The sequence below is a fragment of the Nostoc sp. NMS2 genome, assembly GCF_017115105.1.
In the GTDB taxonomy this organism is placed as follows: domain Bacteria; phylum Cyanobacteriota; class Cyanobacteriia; order Cyanobacteriales; family Nostocaceae; genus Nostoc.
The window spans coordinates 36,935-61,795 of sequence record NZ_JABXKH010000054.1 but is presented as its reverse complement, the minus strand read 5'-3'; the positions used below and the strand labels follow the sequence as shown (position 1 = coordinate 61,795).

20 protein-coding genes, 1 tRNA gene and 1 other annotated feature are annotated in these 24,861 nt (G+C 43.4%); of the genes, 6 read left to right on the top strand and 15 right to left on the bottom strand.

The annotated features are described in order from the left end of the window. Nucleotides 1–113: 113 nt before the first annotated feature. Nucleotides 114–569 carry a hypothetical protein gene (locus HWQ36_RS10260; RefSeq protein WP_292701526.1) on the bottom strand — a complete coding sequence of 152 codons (456 nt, stop codon included), beginning with the start codon at nt 567–569 and terminating at the stop codon, nt 114–116. A gap of 566 nt (nt 570–1,135) precedes the next feature. Next, nucleotides 1,136–2,971, bottom strand: a complete 1,836-nt coding sequence (thrS, locus tag HWQ36_RS10255) for a threonine--tRNA ligase (RefSeq protein WP_292701550.1) — start codon at nt 2,969–2,971, stop codon at nt 1,136–1,138. 625 nt (nt 2,972–3,596) lie between these two features. On the opposite strand from thrS, the gene HWQ36_RS10250 reads away from it, so the two are divergent. The 3 genes from HWQ36_RS10250 to HWQ36_RS10240 all read left to right on the top strand — a co-directional run bounded on the left by HWQ36_RS10250 (nt 3,597) and on the right by HWQ36_RS10240 (nt 5,106). Beyond that, complete coding sequence (locus HWQ36_RS10250; protein ID WP_012412097.1) at nt 3,597–3,914, top strand: DUF2605 domain-containing protein; 318 nt, start codon at nt 3,597–3,599, stop codon at nt 3,912–3,914. A gap of 301 nt (nt 3,915–4,215) precedes the next feature. After that, on the top strand, nt 4,216–4,545 hold the full coding sequence (locus tag HWQ36_RS10245; RefSeq protein WP_292701523.1) for a DUF2973 domain-containing protein: 330 nt from the start codon (nt 4,216–4,218) through the stop codon (nt 4,543–4,545). Between the two features lie 321 nt (nt 4,546–4,866). Beyond that, on the top strand, nt 4,867–5,106 hold the full coding sequence (locus HWQ36_RS10240) for a hypothetical protein (RefSeq protein ID WP_292701520.1): 240 nt from the start codon (nt 4,867–4,869) through the stop codon (nt 5,104–5,106). 40 nt (nt 5,107–5,146) lie between these two features. Here the strand turns inward: HWQ36_RS10240 and rplL are convergent, their stop codons facing one another. The 8 genes from rplL to rplS form a co-directional block, all read right to left on the bottom strand. Next, on the bottom strand, nt 5,147–5,539 hold the full coding sequence (rplL, locus tag HWQ36_RS10235) for a 50S ribosomal protein L7/L12 (protein WP_292701517.1): 393 nt from the start codon (nt 5,537–5,539) through the stop codon (nt 5,147–5,149). Nucleotides 5,540–5,625: 86 nt separating this feature from the next. Continuing rightward, complete coding sequence (gene rplJ, locus HWQ36_RS10230) at nt 5,626–6,237, bottom strand: 50S ribosomal protein L10 (protein WP_292701513.1); 612 nt, start codon at nt 6,235–6,237, stop codon at nt 5,626–5,628. 63 nt (nt 6,238–6,300) lie between these two features. Further along, nucleotides 6,301–6,474, bottom strand: a sequence feature (ribosomal protein L10 leader region). Between the two features lie 70 nt (nt 6,475–6,544). Further along, entirely contained in the window at nt 6,545–7,258 is a 714-nt protein-coding gene (rplA, locus tag HWQ36_RS10225) for a 50S ribosomal protein L1 (RefSeq protein WP_292701510.1), read from the bottom strand. Nucleotides 7,259–7,376: 118 nt separating this feature from the next. Beyond that, nucleotides 7,377–7,802 (bottom strand): 50S ribosomal protein L11, encoded by a 426-nt coding sequence (rplK, locus tag HWQ36_RS10220; RefSeq protein WP_292701508.1) that lies wholly within the window; start codon nt 7,800–7,802, stop codon nt 7,377–7,379. 6 nt (nt 7,803–7,808) lie between these two features. Further along, complete coding sequence (gene nusG / locus HWQ36_RS10215; RefSeq protein WP_012412091.1) at nt 7,809–8,450, bottom strand: transcription termination/antitermination protein NusG; 642 nt, start codon at nt 8,448–8,450, stop codon at nt 7,809–7,811. Further along, nucleotides 8,450–8,671 carry a preprotein translocase subunit SecE gene (gene secE, locus HWQ36_RS10210; protein WP_292701502.1) on the bottom strand — a complete coding sequence of 74 codons (222 nt, stop codon included), beginning with the start codon at nt 8,669–8,671 and terminating at the stop codon, nt 8,450–8,452. Before secE ends, nusG begins: the two co-directional genes overlap by 1 nt. Before the next feature lie 291 nt (nt 8,672–8,962). Next, a tRNA-Trp gene (locus HWQ36_RS10205) sits at nt 8,963–9,035 on the bottom strand. Between the two features lie 142 nt (nt 9,036–9,177). Further along, entirely contained in the window at nt 9,178–9,540 is a 363-nt protein-coding gene (gene rplS / locus HWQ36_RS10200; RefSeq protein ID WP_012412089.1) for a 50S ribosomal protein L19, read from the bottom strand. 159 nt (nt 9,541–9,699) lie between these two features. On the opposite strand from rplS, the gene HWQ36_RS10195 reads away from it, so the two are divergent. Beyond that, a complete protein-coding gene (locus HWQ36_RS10195; RefSeq protein WP_292701497.1) occupies nt 9,700–10,644 on the top strand; it encodes a glycosyltransferase family 2 protein in 945 nt (314 codons plus the stop codon). A 111-nt stretch (nt 10,645–10,755) separates the two neighbouring features. Here HWQ36_RS10195 and HWQ36_RS10190 read toward each other — a convergent pair whose 3' ends face one another. Together HWQ36_RS10190 and HWQ36_RS10185 are read right to left on the bottom strand one after the other, a co-directional pair. Continuing rightward, nucleotides 10,756–14,967, bottom strand: a complete 4,212-nt coding sequence (locus HWQ36_RS10190; RefSeq protein WP_292701495.1) for a choice-of-anchor Q domain-containing protein — start codon at nt 14,965–14,967, stop codon at nt 10,756–10,758. After that, the gene (locus tag HWQ36_RS10185; protein WP_292701492.1) at nt 14,945–15,391 is read right to left on the bottom strand and encodes a DUF4347 domain-containing protein; all 447 of its coding nucleotides are present in this window, start codon (nt 15,389–15,391) and stop codon (nt 14,945–14,947) included. Before HWQ36_RS10185 ends, HWQ36_RS10190 begins: the two co-directional genes overlap by 23 nt. A 760-nt stretch (nt 15,392–16,151) precedes the next feature. Here HWQ36_RS10185 and HWQ36_RS10180 point away from each other — a divergent pair. Next, complete coding sequence (locus tag HWQ36_RS10180; protein WP_292701490.1) at nt 16,152–17,210, top strand: glycosyltransferase; 1,059 nt, start codon at nt 16,152–16,154, stop codon at nt 17,208–17,210. 216 nt (nt 17,211–17,426) lie between these two features. Here the strand turns inward: HWQ36_RS10180 and HWQ36_RS10175 are convergent, their stop codons facing one another. The 3 genes from HWQ36_RS10175 to HWQ36_RS10165 form a co-directional block, all read right to left on the bottom strand. Further along, complete coding sequence (locus tag HWQ36_RS10175) at nt 17,427–18,092, bottom strand: hypothetical protein (RefSeq protein ID WP_292701488.1); 666 nt, start codon at nt 18,090–18,092, stop codon at nt 17,427–17,429. A gap of 632 nt (nt 18,093–18,724) precedes the next feature. Beyond that, complete coding sequence (locus tag HWQ36_RS10170; protein ID WP_292701485.1) at nt 18,725–21,964, bottom strand: efflux RND transporter permease subunit; 3,240 nt, start codon at nt 21,962–21,964, stop codon at nt 18,725–18,727. Nucleotides 21,965–22,026: 62 nt separating this feature from the next. Further along, nucleotides 22,027–23,565, bottom strand: coding sequence for an efflux RND transporter periplasmic adaptor subunit (locus HWQ36_RS10165; protein ID WP_292701482.1), 1,539 nt, complete (start codon nt 23,563–23,565; stop codon nt 22,027–22,029). Between the two features lie 583 nt (nt 23,566–24,148). Here HWQ36_RS10165 and HWQ36_RS10160 point away from each other — a divergent pair. Then, nucleotides 24,149–24,691, top strand: coding sequence for a phycobiliprotein lyase (locus HWQ36_RS10160; protein ID WP_292701480.1), 543 nt, complete (start codon nt 24,149–24,151; stop codon nt 24,689–24,691). Nucleotides 24,692–24,861 lie beyond the last annotated feature (170 nt).

Below are 24,861 nucleotides of genomic sequence, written 5' to 3'. Positions count from 1 at the left end.
AGTAGCACATTAGGAATTTGCTTCAACCCTTATCTGGAACCCACGGAAGTGGGTTTTGTTTGTGTAGACGCGGTTTCTAACCGCCCTTTTAACTTAATAGATAGGCGGAAGGATTAACCACGTCCCCAGTCGCGATCGCGCTCATAGCGAAAGTTATTATCACGAATGTTACGAAGGTTATTGTCGCGGTCATAGCGGCGGTTATTATCGCGTTCATAACGGCGGTTATTATCGCGTTCATAACGGCGATGATTGTCGCGGTCATATCGGCGGTTATTATCGCGTTCATAACGGCGATTATTATCGCGGTCATAACGGCGATTATTATCGCGGTCATAACGGCGATCGTTGTCACGAATGTTGCGAAGCTCGTTCTGGCGGTCATAATCACCATTTCTGTAGTGACGACTATGACGTTCGTAGTTACCATCATTGTTGTGTTGATAGCCGTAGCTATCAGACTCAGCAACATAAGACGCTGGTGTATTAGCCTCAGCTTTTGGAGAAATAGCCAAAGCTGATGCAGATGCTATCAAGCCAGCCAGCAAAATAGAGGTAAAGCGGTTCATAATGTTAGTCAAAAATTATTGACATTAATTTATGCAAGTCCAGTCTGTTTAGGATGAGCAGATTCCACAAGTCTTTAAATCTATGCTATCAGTCTTGAATAAATCAGAAAGTTTTCTTGGGTGCAGTGATTGAGAAAACTTTTGTTGTGTGTGATACTTTTTGACCTTCCAAATCCCATGAAAAGTTAAAATTAAAATGAGTATTTGAACCGGATGAATCCACCTCTGAACTCAGTCAACGAGTATTTGAACTGGATAAATCCACCTTTGAACTCCGTTAACGAGTATTTGAACTGGATGAATCCACCTCTGAACTCCGTTAACGAGTATTTGATATTAAATACGTTATGATCGCACCCTTACCAAAACCTACCAGCTATCGAATGGTCTGATCTACTAGACAAAACGCACACCAATTACAATTAGTGTGCGTCTGCGGTTAGATTTTAGCGTGTTGCTAATTGCGGTATGAAAAATAATTTTGCGTAATTTCAAAATTCTTGTAGAGACGTTGCAATGCAACGTCTCTACATCCAGATTCATACCTCGATTCAGCAAAACCGATTTTAAAAATTCTCGAACTTAGCGATCGCATCCTTCATCTTTTCCACCACCTCATCAACAGGGATAACTCCTAATTCCCCAGAGGCGCGGGTACGGATACTCAAGGTGTTGGTTTCCACTTCTTTCGCTCCCACCACAGCCATCACGGGTATCTTTTCTTTCTCTGCATTGCGAATTTGTTTACCCAAGCGATCGCCACTGGTATCAACTTCTGCACGGATGCCTAACGCTCTCATCTTCGCTACCACATCTTTAGCAAAGTCTAGCTGTGTATCACCCACTGGGAGTAATCTAGCTTGCACTGGCGCTAACCACAAAGGGAAATCCCCTGCATATTCTTCAATTAAGATCCCAATCAACCTTTCCAGTGAACCAAAAGGCGCACGGTGAATCATCACTGGACGTTTGCGAACACCATCTTCGGCGACGTATTCCAACTCAAAACGTTCTGGCAAATTGTAATCTACCTGCACAGTTCCTAGTTGCCACTCCCGATCTAGAGCATCACTAAAGATAAAGTCAAGTTTGGGGCCATAAAAAGCCGCTTCTCCAATCCCTTCAAAGTGTTCCATCCCCAAGGTTTCAACTGCCCGGCGAATTGCACCTTCGGCTTTGTCCCAAACTTCATCATTACCAATGTACTTATCACTAGCAGGATCGCGGAAACTGAGTCTAGCTTTAAAGTTCTTCAGTTGCAGCTTATTGAACACCGACAAAATCAAATCCACCACACTGAGGAATTCACTATCTAGCTGTTCTGGAGTGACGAACAGGTGAGAATCATCCACAGTAAAACCGCGCACCCGCGTTAAACCGCCCAATTCCCCTGATTGTTCGTAGCGGTAAACAGTACCAAATTCCGCCAAGCGCATTGGTAGTTCCCGATAAGAGCGTAACTCACTCTTATATATTTGGATGTGGAAGGGGCAGTTCATCGGCTTCATAACAAAGCCCTGTTCCTGTGCAGCAGCTTCCGCATCATCTGCCATTAAGGGGAACATATCTTCTTTATATTTCTGCCAATGTCCAGAGGTTTTAAATAAATCTACTCTGGCAATGTGAGGTGTTACTACAGATAAATAACCCCGTTTTACCTGTTCTTGTTTGAGGAAGTCTTCTAAAGTACTCCGTAACAGAGTACCCTTTGGTGTCCACAAAGGTAAACCCGGCCCTACTAAATCGGAAAATATAAATAATCCCAGTTCTTTCCCAAGTTTCCGGTGATCTCGCCGTAGCGCTTCTTCTTTGCGCCGCTTATATTCAGCCAGTTGTTCTGGACTTTCCCAAGCGGTGGCATAGATGCGCTGTAACTGGGCTTTAGTTTCATCCCCACGCCAATAAGCACCCGCAACACTTTCTAGTTCAATTGCTTTCGGGTTTAATTCACTGATATTTTCCAGGTGAGGCCCGGCGCACAAATCCCACCATTCATCCCCCAGGTGGTAAATCGTGATTGGTTCCTGTTTGATATCTCCCAAAATTTCTAGCTTGTAAGGTTCCTTAATTTCCTGAATCCGGCGTGCGGCTTCTTCGCGGCTGACTTCTTCCCGAATTACTGGCAATTTGCGATTGATAATCTTCGCCATCTCTTTCTTGATAGCTTTGAGATCGTTTTCGCTAAATGGTTCTGGATTATCGAAGTCATAGTAAAAACCGTTTTCAATCCAAGGGCCGATTGTAACTTGCGCCTTGGGAAACAGCTTTTGTACTGCCATTGCCATGACATGGGAAGCAGTGTGGCGAATCTTTTTTAAGTTTTCCGATTCGCTGGTACGTGGTAAATAGATTTTTTCAACTTGTTCTGACTGTTGTGACTTATTTGATGAATTTGGCGACATTGGCTGCTGAACCGTTGGCGAAGTGATTACAAAAGGTGATTTATCTGAATCTGTAGGCTTATTCAACTATAGCGACTTTGGTTTTTGCCAGTTCAGCTTTATCTTTCAACTACCGAATTAATTTTTCGCCGGGGATAAAGATAAATTTTTGATCGGTTAGCTGAGTATTAAATTCAGGATTCCAGGCGTAGGCGTAGCCCGTCGTAGACATCGCTAAATTATCTTATGAATTGCAACTCGGTGTCAGCTACCTCCCCATCCAATATATAAACCACGTCTATCTTGAAATCTGTAGTTCTTCTCTAATAAAAAGGATTTGCTCTCATCCCCCAACCTATCCCCCATATCTGGGATTCGGGGAGCTAGAATTTCAAAGTCCCTCTCCCAGATCTGGGAGAGGGATTTAGGGTGAGGGCGAAAACTACGGTTCTCAACTTAGATGAGGTTTATATACACCTCTCCAAAGGAACTGTACAGACCCACTGGCAAAACTATATAATAAAATCTGTGCTATTTGTTACATTTTTTGGCATTTTCCGAAATTATGAGATTATAATAAAAATAATATTAAGAAACGTAAATAACGTTAATATTAGTAAGAAAGTTGGAAATATCCTTCTTATTTATGTCAGACTCAAATTTACCAGGGACTGAGTTGCTGAAAACGGTTTTAGAACCACTCCTAGAAGATTTTCAGCATTGGTTTACGCGATCGCGCCATTTACTCGAAACTGAGCAGCTATCATTTATGAGTGACCAAGAACAATCTGACTTGCTCTTACGTGTTAAACAAGCGCAAGAAGAACTAAGTACGGCAAAGATGTTATTTGCTGCTACCGATAAACAAGTCGGGATTGATATGGCAACGTTAATGCCTTGGCATCAATTAGTAACAGAATGCTGGAATGTCGCAATGCGCTTTCGTCAAGAGCGTGAAGTCTAAATAGATGGGAGCATCTGTTAAATTTCCGCAGGCTATTTAGCAATGTCTAACGACAAGAAGCTAAATCAGTCATCAAACCAGATAGTACAAAAAGCTTAATAATTTCTTAACATTACTTGGATTAACAAAATAATGTATCCTATGCTACCGTAAGTGGAATAACGGTTGACAAATAGCTTCATTTAAATGTAAGCGCATAAAAAATGCGTCAGATAGTCGTCTCAACTGTGAGTTACAGTATCGGCGAAACAAAGCGTTACAAAATAAAGTTTTAAAAATTGCTGTTCTGGAGGAAAATCCAATGTTACACCTGCTTTACATTCTGGCTTTTACAATCCTTGCATTTATGGCTGTTGGCAACTTAATTCGTAACCTGATAATGTTCAGTTTTGATCGGGAGCGAACTTACCCAACGAATTCCTCGCCAATGAATAATCAAGGTAAATACGGTTATTATTCATCAAAAAAACAGTTTGTACCCCATCCAGAGTTATTAGATAGCGCGGGGAACTTAATTAAAGAGCCGCTTTTGGTAATGCGTTCCATTAACGTTGAAGATGCACGTCAACATCTTGATGCACTTTACGAAGCATCCCCAGGACGTAAGAGTGAAAATTCAGAAGAAGCATAAAATTTAGGACTTAGGAGTTTGGGTGTAAATTATTGTTGTTTTACATCCTTAACCCTTTTTTGAGTAGAAATTTATTACCATCCTTGAATTTGAAGCGATCGCGTAGTTAGGCTAGTAAGTTGATATTTTGTTGTTGTTTACTTGACACAGGTTTAAGTTGTTATTGCAGCTATACGGGAAGGGTTTAACCAGATTTACTAAGGGCAGAGGATTCCAATTGAGCAGGTTGAGCAGATAATGGATACATAGATTACCAAGTAATTCTGTCACTAAAATCACTTGGAAATTTACAAAAAACTGTATTGACAACGTAAATACATCTTGCCTAGACTATTAGGTATGGATGTATTTTTCATGCTTAATGGTGTCACCTTCGTTTGGAACGAGGAGAAAGCTAGGATTAATCCTAGCAATCATGACGGCACAACATTTCAGCAAGCCGTAGAAGCTTTCTTCGACGCTAAGTTAACATTATCTTGTCCACTTGGCACAGTTTTAAGGCTTTTTTGGTTAGAATTCATTCTGACTCCTGAATTCTGCTCGATAAAAAAAGGAGCCTGACTCAGACTCCTTAATATAAAAATTGGTAATCGAATTGTGACTACTTGATAGTCACCTTACCGCCAGCTTCTTCAATGCGCTTCTTAGCATCTTCAGCAGCATCCTTAGCAATACCTTCTTTAACTGCCTTGGGCGCAGCTTCTACCAAGTCTTTCGCTTCTTTCAGACCCAAACCGGTCAATTCTCGGACAATCTTCAGCACGGCAATCTTCTTATCAGCTGGGACTGAATCGAGAATCACTTCAAACTCAGTTTGCTCAACAACTTCCTCAGTAGCAGCAGCACCACCAGGGCCAGCCATCATCATCATGCCGCCAACAGGTGCAGCAGCACTTACGCCAAAAGCTTCTTCAATTTGCTTGACTAACTCAGAAGCTTCTAGCAAAGAAAGGGTTTTTAGTTGTTCTAAAATTTGATCGGTTGCAGCAGACATTGATATAACTCCTGTAATTTTGATTATTTATTTGTCATTGGTCATTAGCTTTTGACTGTTGACTGTTGACTGATAAACCATGAAGTCTATTCAGCAGCAGTTTCAGTACTGCTATCAGCTTCAGTAGTTTCGCTACTGCTATCTTGGACAGCAGAGGTTTCGGTGCTACCACCACTTGGTTCTTGGTCGGACACAGCCTGCAAAGCACGAGCCAGTGAACCAGGAACTTCGTTGATACCCACAGCAATCTTGGTAGCCAAGGCGTTGATAGCCCCAGCAATTTGCGCGATGAGTTGTTCCTTAGATGGCAAGTCTCCCAGTACCTTGACATCAGGTTCTTTGAGTAGGCGACCTTCCAGGACACCACCACGAAGTTCTGTCTTCTTGCTGACTTTTTGGAATTCTTGGTATGCCTTAATTGCTGATGAAAAATCTTCTTTTACCAGCAAAAAGGCGGAAGAACCATTGAGCAATTCCGACAAAGGCTGCCATTTTTCATCATCTTTAATGGCAATGCCCATCAGGGTGTTCTTTGTCACCTTACAAACAGTGCCACTCGGACGCAGCCGCCGCCGTAAATCTGTGATTTCCGAAACTGTTAGCCCCTGATAGTCAATTACCAGTGCCAGAGTTGACTGACTCAAAGTTTCTTTGAGGTCAGCTACTATTTCTTTTTTATTTTCTAGTGTTCTACCCATTCCAATCTCACCTCCTTAAAATAATCGGTGATTACCCTACTTGTACGTTTCTTCTAAACCTGAACCCCAAATAACAAACCCCAGCTAATTTATTTAGCCGGGGTCGAGTATTAAGACTCATGATGCCATAGTTATCACGCCTTTAGGGGTGGTAATTTTGACAATTAGAAGTTTTAACCTCGGCAGGATATTTAAGCTATTAGCACCTGCTGTCTCCGGCTTTGCCTATTTGATTTTGTCATTTGTGTTTTGTCATTAGTCATTTGTCCTTTGCCTTTACAAATGACTAATGACTAATGACCAAAAATTAACCTACTTCGCTCAGTTTTAAATCTCGTAGGGCGGTGACATCAATTTTAATCGATGGCCCCATTGTGGCTGACACATAAAATGTGCGCCAATAACGACCTTTAGCTCCTGAAGGACGGTTACGGTCAATCGTCTCCTGCAATGCCTTCAGGTTGATTAACAAATCTTCAGGCGAGAAGGTTGTCTTACCAAACATAACATGAACAATACCAGTTCTGTCAGCTCGGAATTCTAGTTTACCAGCTTTGAATTCTGCGATCGCACTTCCTATATCAAATGTTACGGTTCCACCTTTGGGCGATGGCATCAAACCACGTGGACCAAGTAACTTACCCAGCTTTGCCACCTGTGGCATCACATCTGGTGTGGCAATCAGCTTGTCAAAATCCATTCTACCTTTCTGGATTTCGTCAATCAGTTCTTCTGATCCGACTATATCAGCCCCAGCGTTGCTGGCTTCGTTTACCTTTTCGCCTCTGGCTATCACCGCCACCCGAACGATTTGCCCTGTACCTTTAGGCAGTGCTACTGTTGTCCGCAACTGTTGGTCTGTATATTTGGGGTCAATTCCCAACCTGATATGCGCTTCCGCAGCTTCAACAAATTTAGCTGTTGCTGTGTCTTTGAGAAGGGCTAAAGCTTCTAAAGGATGATAATCCTTATCTTCTACTTTTGCTTGCAGCGTCTGCAAACGACGCGATATTTTTGCCATTTTTTTCTCCTGGGGTAATTCCGAAGCCTCGCCTCTCCCCCGATAATTTTTTTATGAGTCCTTTGTCATCTGTCTTTTGTCATTTGTCATTTTCTATTTTTTTACGAATGACCAATGACTAGTCTTTGACTGTTATACCCATATTCTTAGCCGTTCCTGCCACAATCTTCATTGCCGCGTCGATGTCGTTGGCATTGAGGTCGGGGAGTTTCGTTTGGGCTATTTCTTGCAATTGGGCTTGAGTAATTGACCCAACTTTCTTTTTGTTGGGTTCATTCGAGCCTTTTTCAACTTTCGCCGCCTTCCGAATCAGCACTGATGCTGGTGGCGTTTTGAGTACAAATGTAAAACTCCGGTCTTCAAAAACCGAAATTTCTACAGGTATCACCATTCCAGCTTGGTCTGCTGTTTTGGCGTTGTACTCCTTGCAGAACATCATGATGTTAACGCCATGTTGACCCAAGGCGGGCCCCACTGGCGGTGCTGGGTTGGCTTTTCCAGCATTCAGGGCCAGTTTAATGACCGCCACTACTTTCTTCGCCATTTGTATTTAACTCTGTTTCTCTACCTGATTAAATTCCAATTCTACTGGTGTATCCCTGCCGAAAATTGAGAGTAAGGCTTTAAGTTTACTCCGTTCTGGAGAGACTTCAATTACCTCGCCTTCAAAGTCTTTAAATGGGCCAGAAAGCACCATTATCTTATCACCAGTAGCCATGTCAATTTTGACAACAGCTTCTTGTTCACTGGTTTGTTTGAATATACGTTCAACTTCCGAAGAACTTAGTGGTATGGGGTGGACATGACCGCGACCCTTGCTGCTACCACGTTTTTGTTCTGAACCGACAAAGTTAATTACATGAGAGGTGTTTCGTACCACCTGCCAGGTATCATCATCCATCATCATCCGCACCAGCACATAGCCAGGAAAAACTTTTTCTTCTGTATGCTGGCGACTGCCATCTTTGCGGATTTTCACCGCCGGCGTTTGCGGAATTTCTACCTGGATAATTTTGTCAGCCACATCAAAAGTTTGAATGCGTTGCTCCAAGTTAGTCTTTACACGCTTTTCACAGCCTGAAGCTACTTGCACCGCATACCAGCGTGCTTCTTTTGACGCTGCTTCTGCTGTTTCTCCTGTTTCCTCCGACTGCAACGTGGAGTTGCGAGGTTCGTCTGTTGCAAAAGTCATCAGAACACCTGTTTTGCTGCCCAACCAAACAATCCATCGACCAAGTATATCAAAGATGCGGAGAGTGCCACCATTAACAATACAGCGGCGGATTCGCTCACTATCTGTTTCCGACTGGGCCAAACTACTTTGTCAAGTTCTTCTTTGGTTCCCTGTATGAAGTTGCCTAAGCTAAACCCATTTGTATTTTCTGGCAATTCTGCTTCATTTTTTTTGGCCACGACCCTTTACCCCCCGTTTCTTACTCAATTTTAGATTTTGAATTTATCCCATGCCTTAAGGCAAAGGCACTCAATTTTAGATTTTGGTTTGTTGATTTTAGATTTTTTCTGAATCTAAAATCCAAAATCTAAAATCTAAAATTCGGTCATCCAGTTTTGCAGTTTCGACTCTATTTTACTTAACTGAAAGCAAAACTACTGCAAATACAATAATTTTACCCGAAATTATTATCGCTAACTGCTAATATAGCAACTGCGTAATTATTTCGGGCTTTATTTTTTGCTCTTGAGCGCGCCCTGGAGGACTTGAACCCCCGACATCAGGTTTTGGAGACCTGCGTTCTACCAACTGAACTAAGAGCGCACAAGCTGTTTTTCACTTATTGCGCTGAACTAAATTTTAGTTTAACGCAACACGCGATTTCTATCATACTTCAATTTCGTTGAGAAAACAAGTTAGCGGCAGATGCCGCTTGAGATTTCTCCCATAATGAAAGAAACACGAATCACAAAGGGCGGTCAAACCGTTGCTTAATCCGGGTTGCTTTACCTACGCGATCGCGGAGATAATACAGTTTAGCACGGCGGACTTTACCGCGACGTAATACCTTAATGCTGTCAATCCGGGGAGAATGCAACAGAAATACGCGCTCAACGCCTACACCTTGAAAAACCTTACGGACTGTAATAGTTTCGTTGATGCCACCATTGCGTTTGGCAATCACTACTCCCTCGTAGGGTTGTACCCGGTATTTTTCGCCTTCTTTAATTTTCACTCCGACTTTTACGGTGTCGCCCACATAAATGTCGGGCAAATTTGATTTTAGCTGTTCCGCTTCAATGGAGCGGATAATCTCTTGAGCGCTCATAGTCTTTCTGTCTACTTAAAAAAAACTCACGATCATCAATCATAAATCGATAATCCTATTTCAGTCTACTTCTACTTATTGGAGATTGATAATTTTACTGAGACAAGACTCCGTAGATCGAAGCTATATTGCAAAATGCTGTACCACAGGTGGAAATTTATGAAATTTAGCGTCGTCATCAGTACTTATAATCGCTTGAACTTGTTGCAAAGAGCAATTGAGTCGGCTCGGAACCAAACAATTGAGTGTGAGGTGGTTGTTGCCGATGACTGTTCTTCTGATGATACCCAAACATATCTCAAAAGCTTAGGGGATAAGGTTGTTTACCATCGGAATGAAGTGAACCTTGGCCATGCAGCAACGGTAAATGCTGGAGTTGCCAAAGCTAGCGGCGACTGGATTAAGTTTTTAGATGATGACGACTATTTAGCGCCTAACTGCATAGAAGAGATGGCAAAGGCGATCGCACTTCGTCCCGATGCTGTAATCTGCTCTTGTGTGGCGGCTCAGGTGGATGGCAATGAAGTTGAACTCTCTCGTACCCCGCAAGTTGGCCCTGGTTTAGCTTTTTATATCCCCCAAGCTGATATTCACTACGGTATGCTTTTAGAGCTTGTACCCTTTGGCACACCTGTACAAGTAGCTTGCCGACGTGATGCTTTTCTACAAACTGGTGGTTGGGATTCCACACTTGATGCTAACTGTGATGACATCGATTCGTGGATTCGGATTGCTCAGTTTGGCGATGCTATTTTCTTCAACCAGTGTCTAGCTTACCGGACTATTTGGCCGGGTGCGTATAATCAAAAGTTTTCTTTGTCTCGGCGGTTGGCGACAAATATTTTGATGAAAGAAAAAATTTACGCTTTGGTAAATGAGCAACATCGCTCAAAGATTCCCGGATTTCAAGATATAAAAAATTACTTGAAACTTCATTGGATTTTAGTAGCAGTGAAGCAAAAAAATCTCAAGAGTTTTCTGTCAATGATAGATTTTTCTATACTTTCTCTTCAGTCGTGGAAGTTTTTGCTAAGTGCTGCCTCATCACGCCGCTCTCAGGGAAACAATTCTCAAGTTCGTAAACTTGTGTTGATTGAGTCGTAATTTATGATGTCTGGCAAAATACCCAGAATAAAAGCGCCAGTCGCCAGAATTTAGAATTTAATTCTGGCGACTGGTGGACTTCGGCGTGAGCGCTCAGTCGAACTCTGATTGCTAGATGAGGACGTTACTACCAACTACCAGATTTGTCGCGGTGAAATTATCCAAAGTAGCGAAGGTGTCAAAATGAGAATACTCAAAGACTTGAACTAGTGTAGAGGTATCTGATTGCACAAACTGTAGGTAGCCATCTTTCATCGGATTGCTGCCGTTGTAACCCAGACTCTTAAACAGGTCAGTCAAGACTAACTTATCCTCGTTCTGATTAAAGTCAGTGATTGTATCACCGATATAGCTATAGGTTTGGCAGATGAACTGGTCATTGCCGCTACCGCCAGTCAAGGTATCGTTACCTGCACCACCAACAAGGGTATCATCGCCAGCACCACCAATCAGGGTATCGTCACCTATACCACCGCGTAGTAAGTCGTTGCCACTCTTGCCATCGATACGGTCATCACCACCTTGACCATTAATAACATCCGCAGAGTTGTCAAAGCCATTGACATTGTAGCTTAGGTCATTGAGAAAGGTGACTGTGTTTTTGTTGAAGATGGTGCTTTGGGTGGAGTTAGCATTAAAGACATCAAAGCTGTCACGAATGCTGCTTTGCCCATCAAATAGGATATTGCCCAGTTTTGATATGTTGTCTAGGTTCTCTAAGGCAAAGTTTTGTAGGATAACTTTGTTATCAGCCGCTCCTTCAAAGGTGATTTCCAGATTGTTACCATTCTGGGTGAGTAGGAGATTTCGAGCAGTCAATCCAGCACCTTGGAATTTCAGGGTATCCAATTCGCCAATAACTGCTGCTGATGGATTTGAGCCTTTACCTAACCCACCGAAATCGGTGATGGTATCAACACCGTCACCTAAATTGTAAACAAATTTATCTTTGCCCCCGCCACCAGTGAGGATGTCGTTGCCTTGATTACCTGTGATGGTATCGTTTGCGGCTTTAGCGTCAATTATGTCACCATAGCTTTTGCCCACTAGATTATCAGCGCCATTGGTTCCATTTAGCCCGTTGAACTCTAAGGCACCAATATCAACTGTACCCTCAGATATTCTGTCAAATCCAGCGCCGCGCTGGTCGGTGGTGATACCTGTTGGAATCAGAGCATTATTACCAGCGTTAATGGCGGGACTATCTTCAAGTAAGGCATTAGTAAAGGTTGTACCACCGTTATTTTGCAGGGGGCTAAGTTTGGGGTCAATGGGGTTGACGCTAGTACCAACAAGGGTACTGGTGGTAAAACCAGTGCTGCCTGTGTTGTCGCCAATCAGGTTGTTGCCGGTGTCGGTGAAGTCGCCGGAAACGTCGGGATTGATATCGCCGCCGTAGACATCCCTGTCGTTGAAGTTGCCTGCAATGATGGTATTCGCAACGTTGACAGTACCACCAGCAGAAACACCTCCACCAGTGCCACTTCCCCAGTCGTAAAGGTATTCTGCGGTGTTATTGGTAATCGTGGTGCTATTCAGATTGAGGATGCCTGAGCTAGAGATGCCGCCACCTTCCCCTCCGCTTGCCCTATTGCCAGAGACAGTACTGTTAGTAATGTTAAGGATGCCTCCGCTATAGATACCACCTCCAGAGAGTGACCCGTTACCAGAGATAGTGCTATTAGTCAAGCTGACACTGCCAGAGTTAAAGATGCCGCCACCGTAAGAGGGGTAAGGGTCAGGTTGATAACGATTAAGACCACTGGCGTAAGCCCCATTATTAGAGACAGTGCTTCCCGTTATGCTGATAGTACCTGTGTTAAATATGCCTCCACCGGCGGCAGAGGAGTAGCTGCCAGATGCACTATTATTAGAGACAATGCTGTTAACGAGGCTGAGATTGCCTTTGTTAAATATGCCTCCGCCTAAGGATGACCCACTGTTATTAGAGACAGTGCTTCCTGTCAGGCTGAGAGTGCCTTTGTTAAAGATGCCGCCTACCGCCCCGCTATTATCAGAGACAGTGCTTTCTGTCAAGTTAAGGCTAGTATTGTTATTAAGCAAAATACCGCCAAAGGCATCATTAGCATTAGCAATCTTCAAGCCATCAATGTTCGCATCTGTCCCTGTTCCTGATATCTCAAACACGCCAAAGGCATTATTTCCACTCACGGTGAGGTTTGCTGCCCCAGTCCCCAGAAGGCTAATATCATCGGTAATTGTTAGTTTGCCGGTGGTGAGGGTGATGATATCTGGAGTTGTATCACCAAAAACTCCTGCAAAAGTAATAATATCTGCTCCAGCAGTAGCATTAGCATTGAGGATAGCTTGCCGCAACGACCCATCTCCAGAATCGTTGGTATTAGTCACGACTAAATCATTGGCTGCGATCGCTACTGTAGCGGTATAATCCACATTATCGATTTGGTAAGCTGAATCTGCTGCCAAGCTAAGGGTAAGTTTTTCTGCCGCTTCTGCCTGAATATCATTGACAGGTGTCAGGGTGATATCTACATAGTTTTGCCCATCAGCAATCACGATACTGTTGCCGTTGACAAGCTTGCCACCCACGCTTAGGTTGTAGTCTGCGATACTCGCATTGCCGTTGGCAGAGAAATTGACTGTTAATGCCCCACTGCTGTTACTGCGGCTAATGCGGTAAGTACCAGTCTCACCACTGTTTTCATCAGCAGTGTTATCAGTGGCGATGATGCTGATGGTGGGGGCAAGGGGATTAGGATTATCAGGTGGCGTAATTATAATAGTAGGCTGGACTTCATAAGAACCAATATCAACTGCAACGCTGGATATCCGATCAAATCCAGAGCCTCTTTGATCGGTAGTTACACCAGGAGGAACTAGGGAATTATTGCCAGCATTAATGGCGGGGCTATCTGCAAGCAAGGCGTGAGTAAAGGTTGCACCACTGTTATTTTGCAGTGAACCGAGTTTTGGGTCAATGGGGGTGGTGGTTGTGCCAACAAGAATGCTGGTGGTAAAGTCAGTACTACCAGTAGTATCGCCAATCAAGTTATTGCCAAAGTCAGTGACACTACCGGACACGTCAGGTTGTATATCACCGGAAGGGGACTTGTCAAAGTTGCCTGCAATGATGGTGTTACTAATCTTCATAGAACTAAACCTATACTTGGCAACACCCCCACCATTGCCAACACCATTGCTATCTGAGTCAGCTATGTTGTTAGTAATTGTGGTGTTGATCAGAGTCAGGTTGCCGTTATTGCCGTAGCTGCCCGAATCAAAGATGCCACCGCCTTCGTCATTGGCTGTATTACCAGAGATGGTGCTGTTAGTTAGAGTAGTTGAACCACCAACATAGCCACCATCATCTCCGTTAACGATGCCGCCACCGTTATAGTTTGCCGTATTGCCAGAGACAGTACTTGCCGTTAGGTTGAGAGTACCGCCTTTATTGTAGATGCCGCCACCGTAGTTTGCCGTATTGCCAGAGACAGTACTTGCCGTTAGGCTGAGAATACCGACGTTTGCAGTGGAAGCGTCGTTATAAATGCCACCGCCGAAGTCACCCGTATTTCCAAAGACACGACTTCCTTTAAGGCTGAGGATGCCACCGTTATAGATTCCGCCTTTTGTGTTACCAAAGACACTACTTTCCGTTAGACTGAGGATGCCGTTATTAGAGATGCCGCTTTCCTCTGTATTGCCAGTAATACTGCTTCCCGTCAGGCTGAGAATGGAATTTAAATTGACTTGAATACCGCCGCTAGCGATCGCCAAACCACCAATACTAACACCTGTTGCTAGTCCCGATATCTCGAATACTCTGGAAGTATTATTCCCACTGACAGTAAGTTTAGATGCTCCAGTTCCCAGGATGGTAACATCATCGGTAATGGTCAGTTTTCCAGAGGTGAGGGTTATTACATCTGGCGTGGTATCAGTAAACACTCCCCCAAAGGCGATCGCATCATCCCCAACAGTAGCATTCGCTAAGTTAATAGCCTCGCGTAAGGTAGTGACATCATTATTCGGATTGCCATCATCTGCATCCTTGGTACTATTTACCGTAAAGGTTGCCAGTACTCCTGCGTAAGCTTCTCGCGTCGTTTCTGCAAACGCTAGAGTTACTTCCATATCAGCAGTGCGGACTTCCAGATCCCAATTGCCGCCTAATGCTGCATTGCCTGTACGCTGACGGGAAGCGGCAATATTTGCTCCTGTAAGTTGGTGCAGTTTAGCAATAAATTCTTCCCCTGCATCACCGTCAGCTACGTTACAACCATAGATGAGTAATTTAACTGGAGATTCTGTAGCAGATTCAACGAAGAGGCAGGGGGACAAGGGGAAGAACTTCACCCTGCCCCCGGCTCCCTGCTCTCTGCCCCTTTTCTTCTTCTTCAACCGATAACCCAACGGTTTTTGACGAGGCGGTAAATATTTTCTGCCACTGTTGTAGTTGCTGACTATATTCGTCTAGGGTATCAAGTCCCAAGCGGGTGTTACCCAGTTGCAAGCTACCGGGAAGACCGTGGCAAACAATATGGACGCTATTAAGATTTTGGTTAGCGCGAGTTGCCAAAACCTCCGTAATTTGCTCAACACCGTTCTGTGTTGGATCGATTACGAACACCTCAGTGTTGGAGATAACACCTTTGACTAAACTCTGATAGCCTTCCACTGCCATGTCGATAAAGACCAGGCTGCGTGTGTAATGTGTGGAAATTAAGGAATTTACTTGGAAGTATGGGGTATGTAGCGTTGCCATTTTTTTACTTCAAGCTAAGGTTTAAGGTTATAAGCTCAACTCAAACTGACTGAAGCCTTGTCACTACAGAGTTTTCACACAATTATTGACAGTAACAGTGAACTATTTTTTACTATTAATTTCTTTCTTATCGTCACGCAAGTTGCTGCTTTTGTAAAGCTATACAAAGTATGTAATTTTACTCAGAGGAAAAACATCTAATTTGCATAACCAAATTAAACATAACTCTTGCAGGGCAGGCAACATAAGCCCCCTAATTATGTAAGTTCAATGTGGAACAGCCTACTGTCCTAGCCATTGGGGAATCGAAAAATAAGGGTATAAGGCAATATGGTTGAGTTAAGCAAAGCGCAACCCAACAAAGTCCCGGAAATGTTGGGTTTCGTTCCTTAACCCAACCTACATAGGTTTAGATTTTTGGCGCTAACTGAACTGTATTGCGGTATAACGGCTGAAATAGCAGATTCAGTCTTCAGAATTTTGGAGTTTTACCCCGATTTATTGAGCCGTTACTGAATAAGTCTTTAAGCTAAGTAACTAGTTAGAAGCGCTATTGGTCAATTTTTCGCGCTGCTGACTACTAGACATCTCCGAAAAAGAATGTAGAGACGTAGCAGTGCTACGTCTCTACAAGGGTTCTGGGTACCGCATATTTAATTTCTGGAGATGTCTACTCTTGAGTAGTCACTGAAGATTTCAAGAATTATCTTGATTTACACTCAGTTGCTTATCTTGATTTTTTATACATATCTCAAAGATTATGCGAATTATACATATTTTGAACCACGTTCAAGAAATAGGTAACGGTATTGTGAATGTGGCTGTGGATCTGGCTTGTTTGCAGGCAAAATCTGGTTATGAAGTAGCGGTTATTTCTGCTGGAGGTGAATATGAGAAATTACTAAATATATGTGGTGTTAAACACTACCAATTAGACCAAACTAGAAAACCGAACAGTATTATCAAAGCGGCTGTGCGTTATCGGGCGATCGCAGCAGAATTTCAGCCGGATATCGTTCATGCTCACATGATGACGGGAGTTATTCTAGCACGCATTTTTAAAGGAAATAAATATACTTTAGTTTCCACAGTCCACAACGAATTTCAGCGTTCCAGTCTGCTGATGGGTTTAGCTGACAGAGTAATTGCGGTCAGCAAGGCGGTGCGAGATTCTATGGCAAGGCGTGGTATCCCAGAAAACAAGTTGCGGGTAGTATGCAATGGAACTTTGGGCAGTCCCCGCACCCGACCAATCCAAGATTATCAACCTTTAGGGTTACAACGTCCAGCGATCGCTACTGTAGCCGGTATGTATCAACGCAAAGGTATTGCTGAGTTAATTGCTGCCTTTGAACAAATTGCCCCAGATTTTCCCCAAGCGCATCTTTATTTGGTAGGAAATGGCCCGGATAAACAGCTATTTGAGGCACAGGCAAAAGCAACTTCTGTAAAAGAACGGATTCATTTTGAAGGCTTCCAGCCAGAACCTCAACGCTACTTGATATCTAGTGATATATTTGTGTTGGCTTCCCATCGCGATCCTTGCCCTCTGGTGCTTTCAGAAGCTAGAGAAGCTGGAATTGCGATCGTTGGCACTCAAGTAGATGGGATTCCTGAAGCTTTGGACAATGGGCAAGCAGGTCTTTTAGTGCCAGCAAAAGATAGTAATGCTTTAGCCGGGGTTTTAGTGCAATTACTGAGTAATACCGATATGCTCCATGAGTGGAAAAATCGGGCAAATCAAAACCTACAGTGGTTAAGTGTTGCCCGCGTTCATCAGGAAACACTGGCAGTATATCGTGAGTTAATTACAGGTTAAAGAACATGGGGAATTGGGCATGGGGCACTTGTACTGAGCGAAGTCGAAGTATTGGGAATTGGGCATTGGGAATTGGGAATTGGGCATGAAGAAGAGACAAGGAAGAGGCGGGAGACAAGGGAGAGACTTGTTCAATAATTCCCCCTGCTCCCCTGCTCCCTGCTCCCCATCTTCCTCATCCCCCTCATCCCCAATCACAGAGGATGATAGAAAGAATTAATAGTGTAGCGATCGCTTTAATTTTAAAGCTACACCTAAAGCACCAAGGACTAATACACCCAAAACGTTAGTTGATTCAGGAATGGCGGTGGTGTAATAAGCAGCCACTCTGATCGGCCCATCTTTATCCACTTGCTCTGCTGGTATTGCTGGAATGATTCCACCACCTGGTGTTAAATCCGGCTGAGTAGCAAATCGATTGAAAAACACGGTTCCGTCTGGGATTACGCCACCATTATAAGTAAGAAGGCTGCCTTCGACAGAAACGTTTGTAAAGATATCCTTGAGTTCAGGAATACTAGAGAAACCAATCTTTCCATCTCCATCAACATCTCCCCACTGCACCAATTCATTATCAAATGAGGGAGTAGAATCTGGATTACTATAAGACAGCGTTTTTAAGTCAAAAACCAAGCTTCCTATATTATTCCCAGTGCCATTTAGCAAGTTGTTAGCTCGATCTGGTACACCATATTCTATTATTTCTCCGGGTAAAATAGCTGGCCCAAGGGTTCTTGGATCTCTCGTTTTGAATATATCTTCATTCACAGTCGTTACAATGGGTTCTACCAAAATAACGGCTTTCGCTGGTGTCAAAGACAAAAAACTAATTCCTGCTGCTCCTAGAAAAGACAAGGCTATTTTGGTTACGATTTTAGTCATATTTCTGTCCTCTTCATATTGATTGAGAGAATGCTTACCGCGTGGGTTAAATCAAACAGCAAAACCTCATTTTTAAACTGCTATGTATTTGCTAGATAAATAGCGGTTAATGTGTGCTTGCTCAGTGAGTTTACATATACCCATAGGTTGATTTATAAAGCAATTCTTGTAATGCTTTATCACAATAATTAGTAATTTCACGCAATCTTTATCAAAAATCTAAGTTAGAACTTATTCATTGACAGATTAGACAATGTGTGTACTTAAATACAAGAATCTTTGCAACACAATGAATAGTAGGGGCGTACATCTGTACACCCCTACCAAAATACCTAGTTTTATGTAACTTACAGCCATTTTTAGGTAATTAGACCACGCGGTAGGGGCAATTCATGAATTACCCCTACTACAGATGTAGTTTAAATACATAAAAACTGCTGTAAATGCACATTAAACCTCATCTAAGTTGAGAACCGTAATTTTCGCCCTCACCCTAAATCCCTCTCCCAGATATGGGAGAGGGACTTTGAAATTCTAGCTCCCCGAATCCCATATCTGGGATTCGGGGTTGGGGGATGAGGGCAAATCCTTATTCATTAGAGTTGAACTACAGGTTTCAAGATAGACGTGGTTTAGCTTATAAGTTTTTTGGTAAATCCACGTAACCGAATTAACACTGGCTTCGCCCAATTTCCACCCATCAAATCGTGTAGCAGGGTATAAAAACAGGGGATGATAAACAGCGTCAGCACTGTTGCCAAAGATAAACCCGAAAACACTACTACACCTAATGGTTGCAGAAATTCTGAGCCTTCCCCAATTCCTAATGCTAGGGGTAACATACCTAAAACAGTGGTAATAGTTGTCATTAACACTGGCCGTAGGCGTTGAGGTGCAGCTTTCAAAATGGCAGTTTTCCGGTCAACTTTTTCTCGTTCCAGAATTTGATTGGCCAATTCCACCATGATGATGGCGTTATTGACTACAATACCCACCAGCAAAACTGCACCGACAATCACTGTCGCCCCAATTGCAGTTTTGGTAATGTAAAGTCCGAAAATCCCCCCAGCTAATGCCAAGGGAATTGTAAACATAATTACTAAAGGGTCAATAAGGGAATTGTATTGCACCGCCATCACTACAAAAACTAGAAAGGCAGCTAATCCACCTAAAAGTTGCAATGAGCTTTGCAGCTGCTGATTAGATTCAGCTGCTGCACTGGGCAAGATGGTAATCCCATCAGGTAAATCTATGCTATTTAGTACCGTACTCACCTGTTCTAGGGCACTACTAAGGCTAGCTCCCTCAGTCAAGTTGCCAGCAATTAATAAAACCTGACGCTGGTTAATTCGCTGAACTTCTCCAGGCGCTTGAGCTTCGGCAATTTTGGCAACATCGCTCAAGCGGACTTGGCGATTGTTATCCACAAATAAAGGCAACCTTTCTAATTGAGAAGGTACTTGTACTGATGCTTCATTCAACTTTACCCGGACATCGACTAAACGGTTGCCGCGTTGTAACTGAGTTGGTATGCTGCCTTCGATCGCAGTTTGAATTGTTTGCCCTATCTGTGTAGCAGTTAGCCCCAAAGCCGAAACCCGCTCCCAGTCAGGAAGAATTTGAATTTCTGGTTGGCGATCGTCTGCATCGGGACGAAATCTTGCTAGGGTGGCTTGTTCTTCTAAGGCTTTTAGTACCTGACGACCAGCTTCTTCTAAAGCATTTACGTCATTTCCCTGAAGGATTACGTCAACATCAGCACCACGGACAGGAGAGTTGCTGAGAATCAAACCCCGCACTTGACCGGGGGTAAGGCGCAGGCGAATTCCTGCTAAATTTAGCTTGTTCAACTCTTGGGTAACTCGTTCTACATAAGCTTGCACATTAGTACCCGTTTTCAGGGTAATATTGCTGGAAGCTCGTAGGGCATTAGCATTGGTAGTGTTGCCAAAGAGAGAGCCACCAATTGTAGAGAAAACATATTCCGTTTCTGGCTGCTTGCGGATAATCTCATCCACCGCAACCATTACTTTTTGGTTGGTTTCTAAAGGTGTACCGGGAGGAAACTGGGCATTTAAGTTAGCTTGTCCGGTGTTGATGCGCGGGAGAATTTCTTGGGGAATTTGGGGAGCCATCCACAAACTAGCGCCACCGAAAATGATAATAGCGATCGCTACTGTTGCCCACCGCCAGCGTAATATCCTAGTTAAAAAACTGCCATAACCTCTGGTAGAAGCATCAAAACGGTTATTAAACTCCCGCAACAGCCAAAATCTGCTCAAACCGCTAGAAAACTTCCATGCCAACATCCGAGAGGCGAACATCGGTACAACGGTTACGGCAATTAAAATTGAAGCCGCTACAGAAAAGGTGATGGTAAGAATTAACTCATTGAATAGTAGTGCGATAAAACCACCAATGAGCAAAAATGGCAACACCGCCACCAAGTTCGTACTAGTGGATGCAACCAAAGCTGATTCTACTTCTTGGCTACTTTTTTCTGCTTGAGAAATTAGTTGCTGCGAATTCAAGCGGCTTTGATTATCCTTACCGGGAGTCATCCCAGCCCCCTCGGCGATGTTCTCCAACATAACGATGGAGTTATCTACCACAATACCTACACCCAGTGCCAGACCACCCAAACTAAAAACGTTGAGAGATAAGCCAAATAGCCCCATCAAGATAATGGCAGCTAGGCTTGCTAGGGGGATGGCGAGGACGATGATAAAAGTTTGCCGCAGAGAACCGAGAAATAACAGAACTGCGATCGCTGCTAGTGCAGTACCGATCAACCCAGAACTGGTAACATTTGAGATCGAGTTCCGAATAAACCGCGACTCATCTAAGGTTGGTGTCAGAACTGTCCCTTCAGGAATTAGACCGGACTTGCGAAGTTCTTCCAAGCGTTTTTTCACACCCTCGACAACGTTGATGGTATTAGCATCTGGCTGCTTTTGAATACTGACTTTTACAGCTTGTTGCCCGTTGAGTAAGACGTAAACCCGTTGTTGTTCTGAGCCATCAATGACTTCGGCAAAGTCGCGCAAATAGACGCGGCGGTTGGGAGTAGTGGAGGTGGGAGGGGATGAGGGGGATGAGGAAGAGACTTCAAAAGAAAGATTGCTGATTTCATTAGCATTTGGGAATCGCCCGACGGTACGGGTTAAGGGTTCAGCATTCTGCCCTAAAAGCCGACCGCCAGAGATATCTAGGTTGCGATCTCTGAGTTCATCTAGGATATCGGTCAAACCTACACCTACAGCTTGCAACCGATCCAAATCAATATTTACCCTAACTTCTTCTAGAACTCCACCCGATATGTCTACCCCTGCGACTCCGGGAACAACACCCAGATCGCGGGCTAGTTCTTCTTCAGCAAAAACACGCAAATCCACACCTTCTAAGGATGGTGAAGTTAATGCCAATTCGTAAACGGGTAACTGAGAAGGATCGACTTTAAATAAGCGTGGTTCTTCGATGGTTTCTGGTAATGTGTTTCTCGCTCTGTTAAAAGCAGCTGTGGCATCGTTTAAAGCTTGGTCAATATTGCCACCTGGTTGAAAATATAGATCCAAATTTATCTGTCCCTCACGAGTTTGAGAAAAAATTTGAATCACGCCCTCGGTAGCACTAAAGGCTTCTTCCAAGGGTCTTGTAACTTCATCAACTGCTACCTCTGGGGAAATTCCAGGTGCTTCTATTCGCACACCAATCCGAGGATAGGTAATTGATGGTAGTAAATCCACTGGTAACTTGAGGACAAAAAAGACACCCATCACTATCACTGCCAGCGTCAGCATCAGTGTACCGATGTGTTGGCGGATTGATATGGCACTGATACTAAATCCGCCACTTTTGTTTACTTGTTGCATTACTGTTTTTTTGCTCCAATTAAAAAGGCAAAATGAAAAATTCTCAAAGAGATTTAGAATTTTTAATTTCCTTTAGGGGCTAACTCTGCTGTTTCAGAAATAATCGATAAACGTACAGTGTCTCCATCTTTTAAGGGTTGACCACTGCGAACAACATAGCGTTCTCCCGATTGCAAACCAGATAAAATTTCCACTTTGCCATCGGCTCTTTTTCCTAATGTCACAGCACGTGTTGCCACTTTCGCTTTGCCTTCTGTGTCTTTGACCACAAATAGCGTCCCAGCAGGGTTTTCTGCCCCGGCGGTATTAGCTTTGGGCGAGGGAGATGACTTACCTGTACTCTTGGTGTTGTTGCTCCCTGCTTGTTTCTGAATAGCTGTTTGCGGTACGACTACGCGCTGTTGAGTCTGGTTTTCAAAGTTGACTCGCGCCAGCAGTCCACTGCCAATCTTGCCTTGAGCATTGGGAATCACAACCTCTACGGGTATTAAGCGAGCGATCGCATCCGCAGCTGGAGAAATGCGCGTAACTCTCCCAATTAATGTTTCTTTGGGAAAGGCATCTAAGCGCACTTGTACAGACTGTCCAACCTGAATTTGCGCCAGTTCTAATTCGGAAACTTGCACAACGACTTTGACACGGTTAAAATCGCCAATTTTTACGACTTCATTACCTGCTTGCAGAAGATTGCCCGGTTCTGTCACCTTTTCTGTAACTATGCCAGTGATGGGGGATGTCAGCCGAGCGTAAGACCTACGTTCTTTAGTTTGGGCAACCAATGCCTGCTGGGCCAAGACTCTACCTTGGGCGGCGGCAACGGCTTGTTGTTCTGTACGGACTTGCTCTTGGGCTGCCCGCAGTGCCTGGGCTGCTGTTTTGGCCTGGGTACGTGCTTGTTGGGCAGTTTGTTCAGCGATCGCTCCGGCTTTAAACAACCTCTGTTGCCGTTCTGAATCTGCCTGAGCTTGTACCACTTCTAGCCGCGCCCGTTCAACGTCAGCACGGGCATTGCTTACCTGATTGTTTGTCCTAGCTACTTCTGATTTCAGGGCTGCTAGTTCTGCTTCTGCTTGCTTTAATTCAGTCGAAAGTATGGCATCATCTAACTGCCCGACGTTTTGCCCAAGCTTTACTGTATCACCTACATCAAGGTTCAAAGCCAACAAGCGGGCTTCTACCTGCGATCGCAGTGATACGATGCGGAAGGGTGTTGTATTACCTGTATATTCTGGTTGTTTTTGCAGCAAGTCAGTTCGAGCGATCGCTACATCTACAGGTGTTACACGACTACCTTCCTTATTACCAGGACTCTGAGATTGTGCATCTGCTGATTCTTTGGGCGAAGAGCCGCAACTCGCCGTCAGCAATCCTATAGCTACAAAACAGGAAATTAATAAACTTCTTACAGAAGTGCAGGAAAGGAAGTAATTTTTCCCTTTCGCTTTGTCATAAGTACTGTTTGCAAGAAATCTACTTTTGAAATCTGCGGTCGCCACCTCAGTCTTCACAACTGAATCTAACTGGATAATTATTAGTTGGTTAGCGACTACGGGATCTTTCATTTTCACCTGTTTGTGCGGCTTATTTTTTTCCAAAATCATTTATTTTTCTCCTATTGGGGAGCTTTTGGGGGTAAACAGCCGTGTTTTACCAAGTAATTTTGAGAGATATCATTAACAAAAAACGGCGAGAATGAATAAGCTGTATGACAGTAATTTTTGAATCAAAAACTACTGTTTTCCCACAAAAGTCCAAAACTTCTCACCGCTCTACTTCTCACGCAGAGGTAGATAATCTTCTTGCAGTTAACAAATTATAAACATTTAGTATAAATATTTGTCCGTTTTCTGGAATCTACCCATAGGGGAAACTTGGCTTTTTCCAAAGATATGAAGCTTTTTTGTTGAATATCATTATTTAGGCAGTATTACAATAATTACCCTTGTTTTTACTTATTCAACTTATCCTACTATAACTATCTGTCTTTACAGGTGTTTCTCATTTAGTTAAGAATATTAAAGATTTATTGCTTAATTGTGTCTATAATGTAGTAGAAAACACTATTTCTTCTTACCCTCCTTGCATAATATGGCAAGAAATAGAGCGATAAGTACCATAGCAACATCAGGTAAGAATGAACTTTTTTGCCAGAAATATATTTGCATTAGGTGAGGAAAGTAAGGCGTGACATCTCTGTTCAAAATTGCACAAACCACTGATGAATCCCAGATTTCCGAATTTTTCCAGGAATCAGGAGGTAAATGGCGATCGCAACGACGCTACTACACCCTACCAGAGGGAGAAACTAAGGAGATCGAGAGTATAGTTACGATCAATTTTTTAGAGCAGGGCTGTGATGAATTGCAAAAGCTAGCTCAGATGCACAATTTGTCTGATATAAGTAGTTTAATCTGTGGTGCAGCAGTTGTCTGGGAAAGTACGGATGTGCTAAAGACAAAGAAAGAATCGCAAGGTTCAACAATATTTGGCGTGATGGGAAGTACCTTGTACCGCGATCGCGGTTTTGCCATATCCAAACCAGTCACCGCCCAGTATTATTTCTCCAACCCGAAAACACTATGTTTGCGAACTGAATACAACGGTTCAGTGTTTGAAGAAGAGTTAAAGCTAATTGGCAGTAAATACCGCACCAGACAGACTATTATCTCTCGTGCTGGTGAACAGTTGATGATTGGTCAATATTTAGAAAATAGAATAGAGAGTTAGTTTATCGAACAGAATTCAGGAGTCAAAACGGGCTAAACCCTAGCTATCCGCTAACAGAATTCAGTTAAGTATTCTTCTGACCGAAAAAGCAGATAATTAGTACTCCTGCAAAGAAGTAAGCTAGCAAGAGCGTAGCGTCTTGATTCTGAATTCTTCTTCAACGGGTAGGC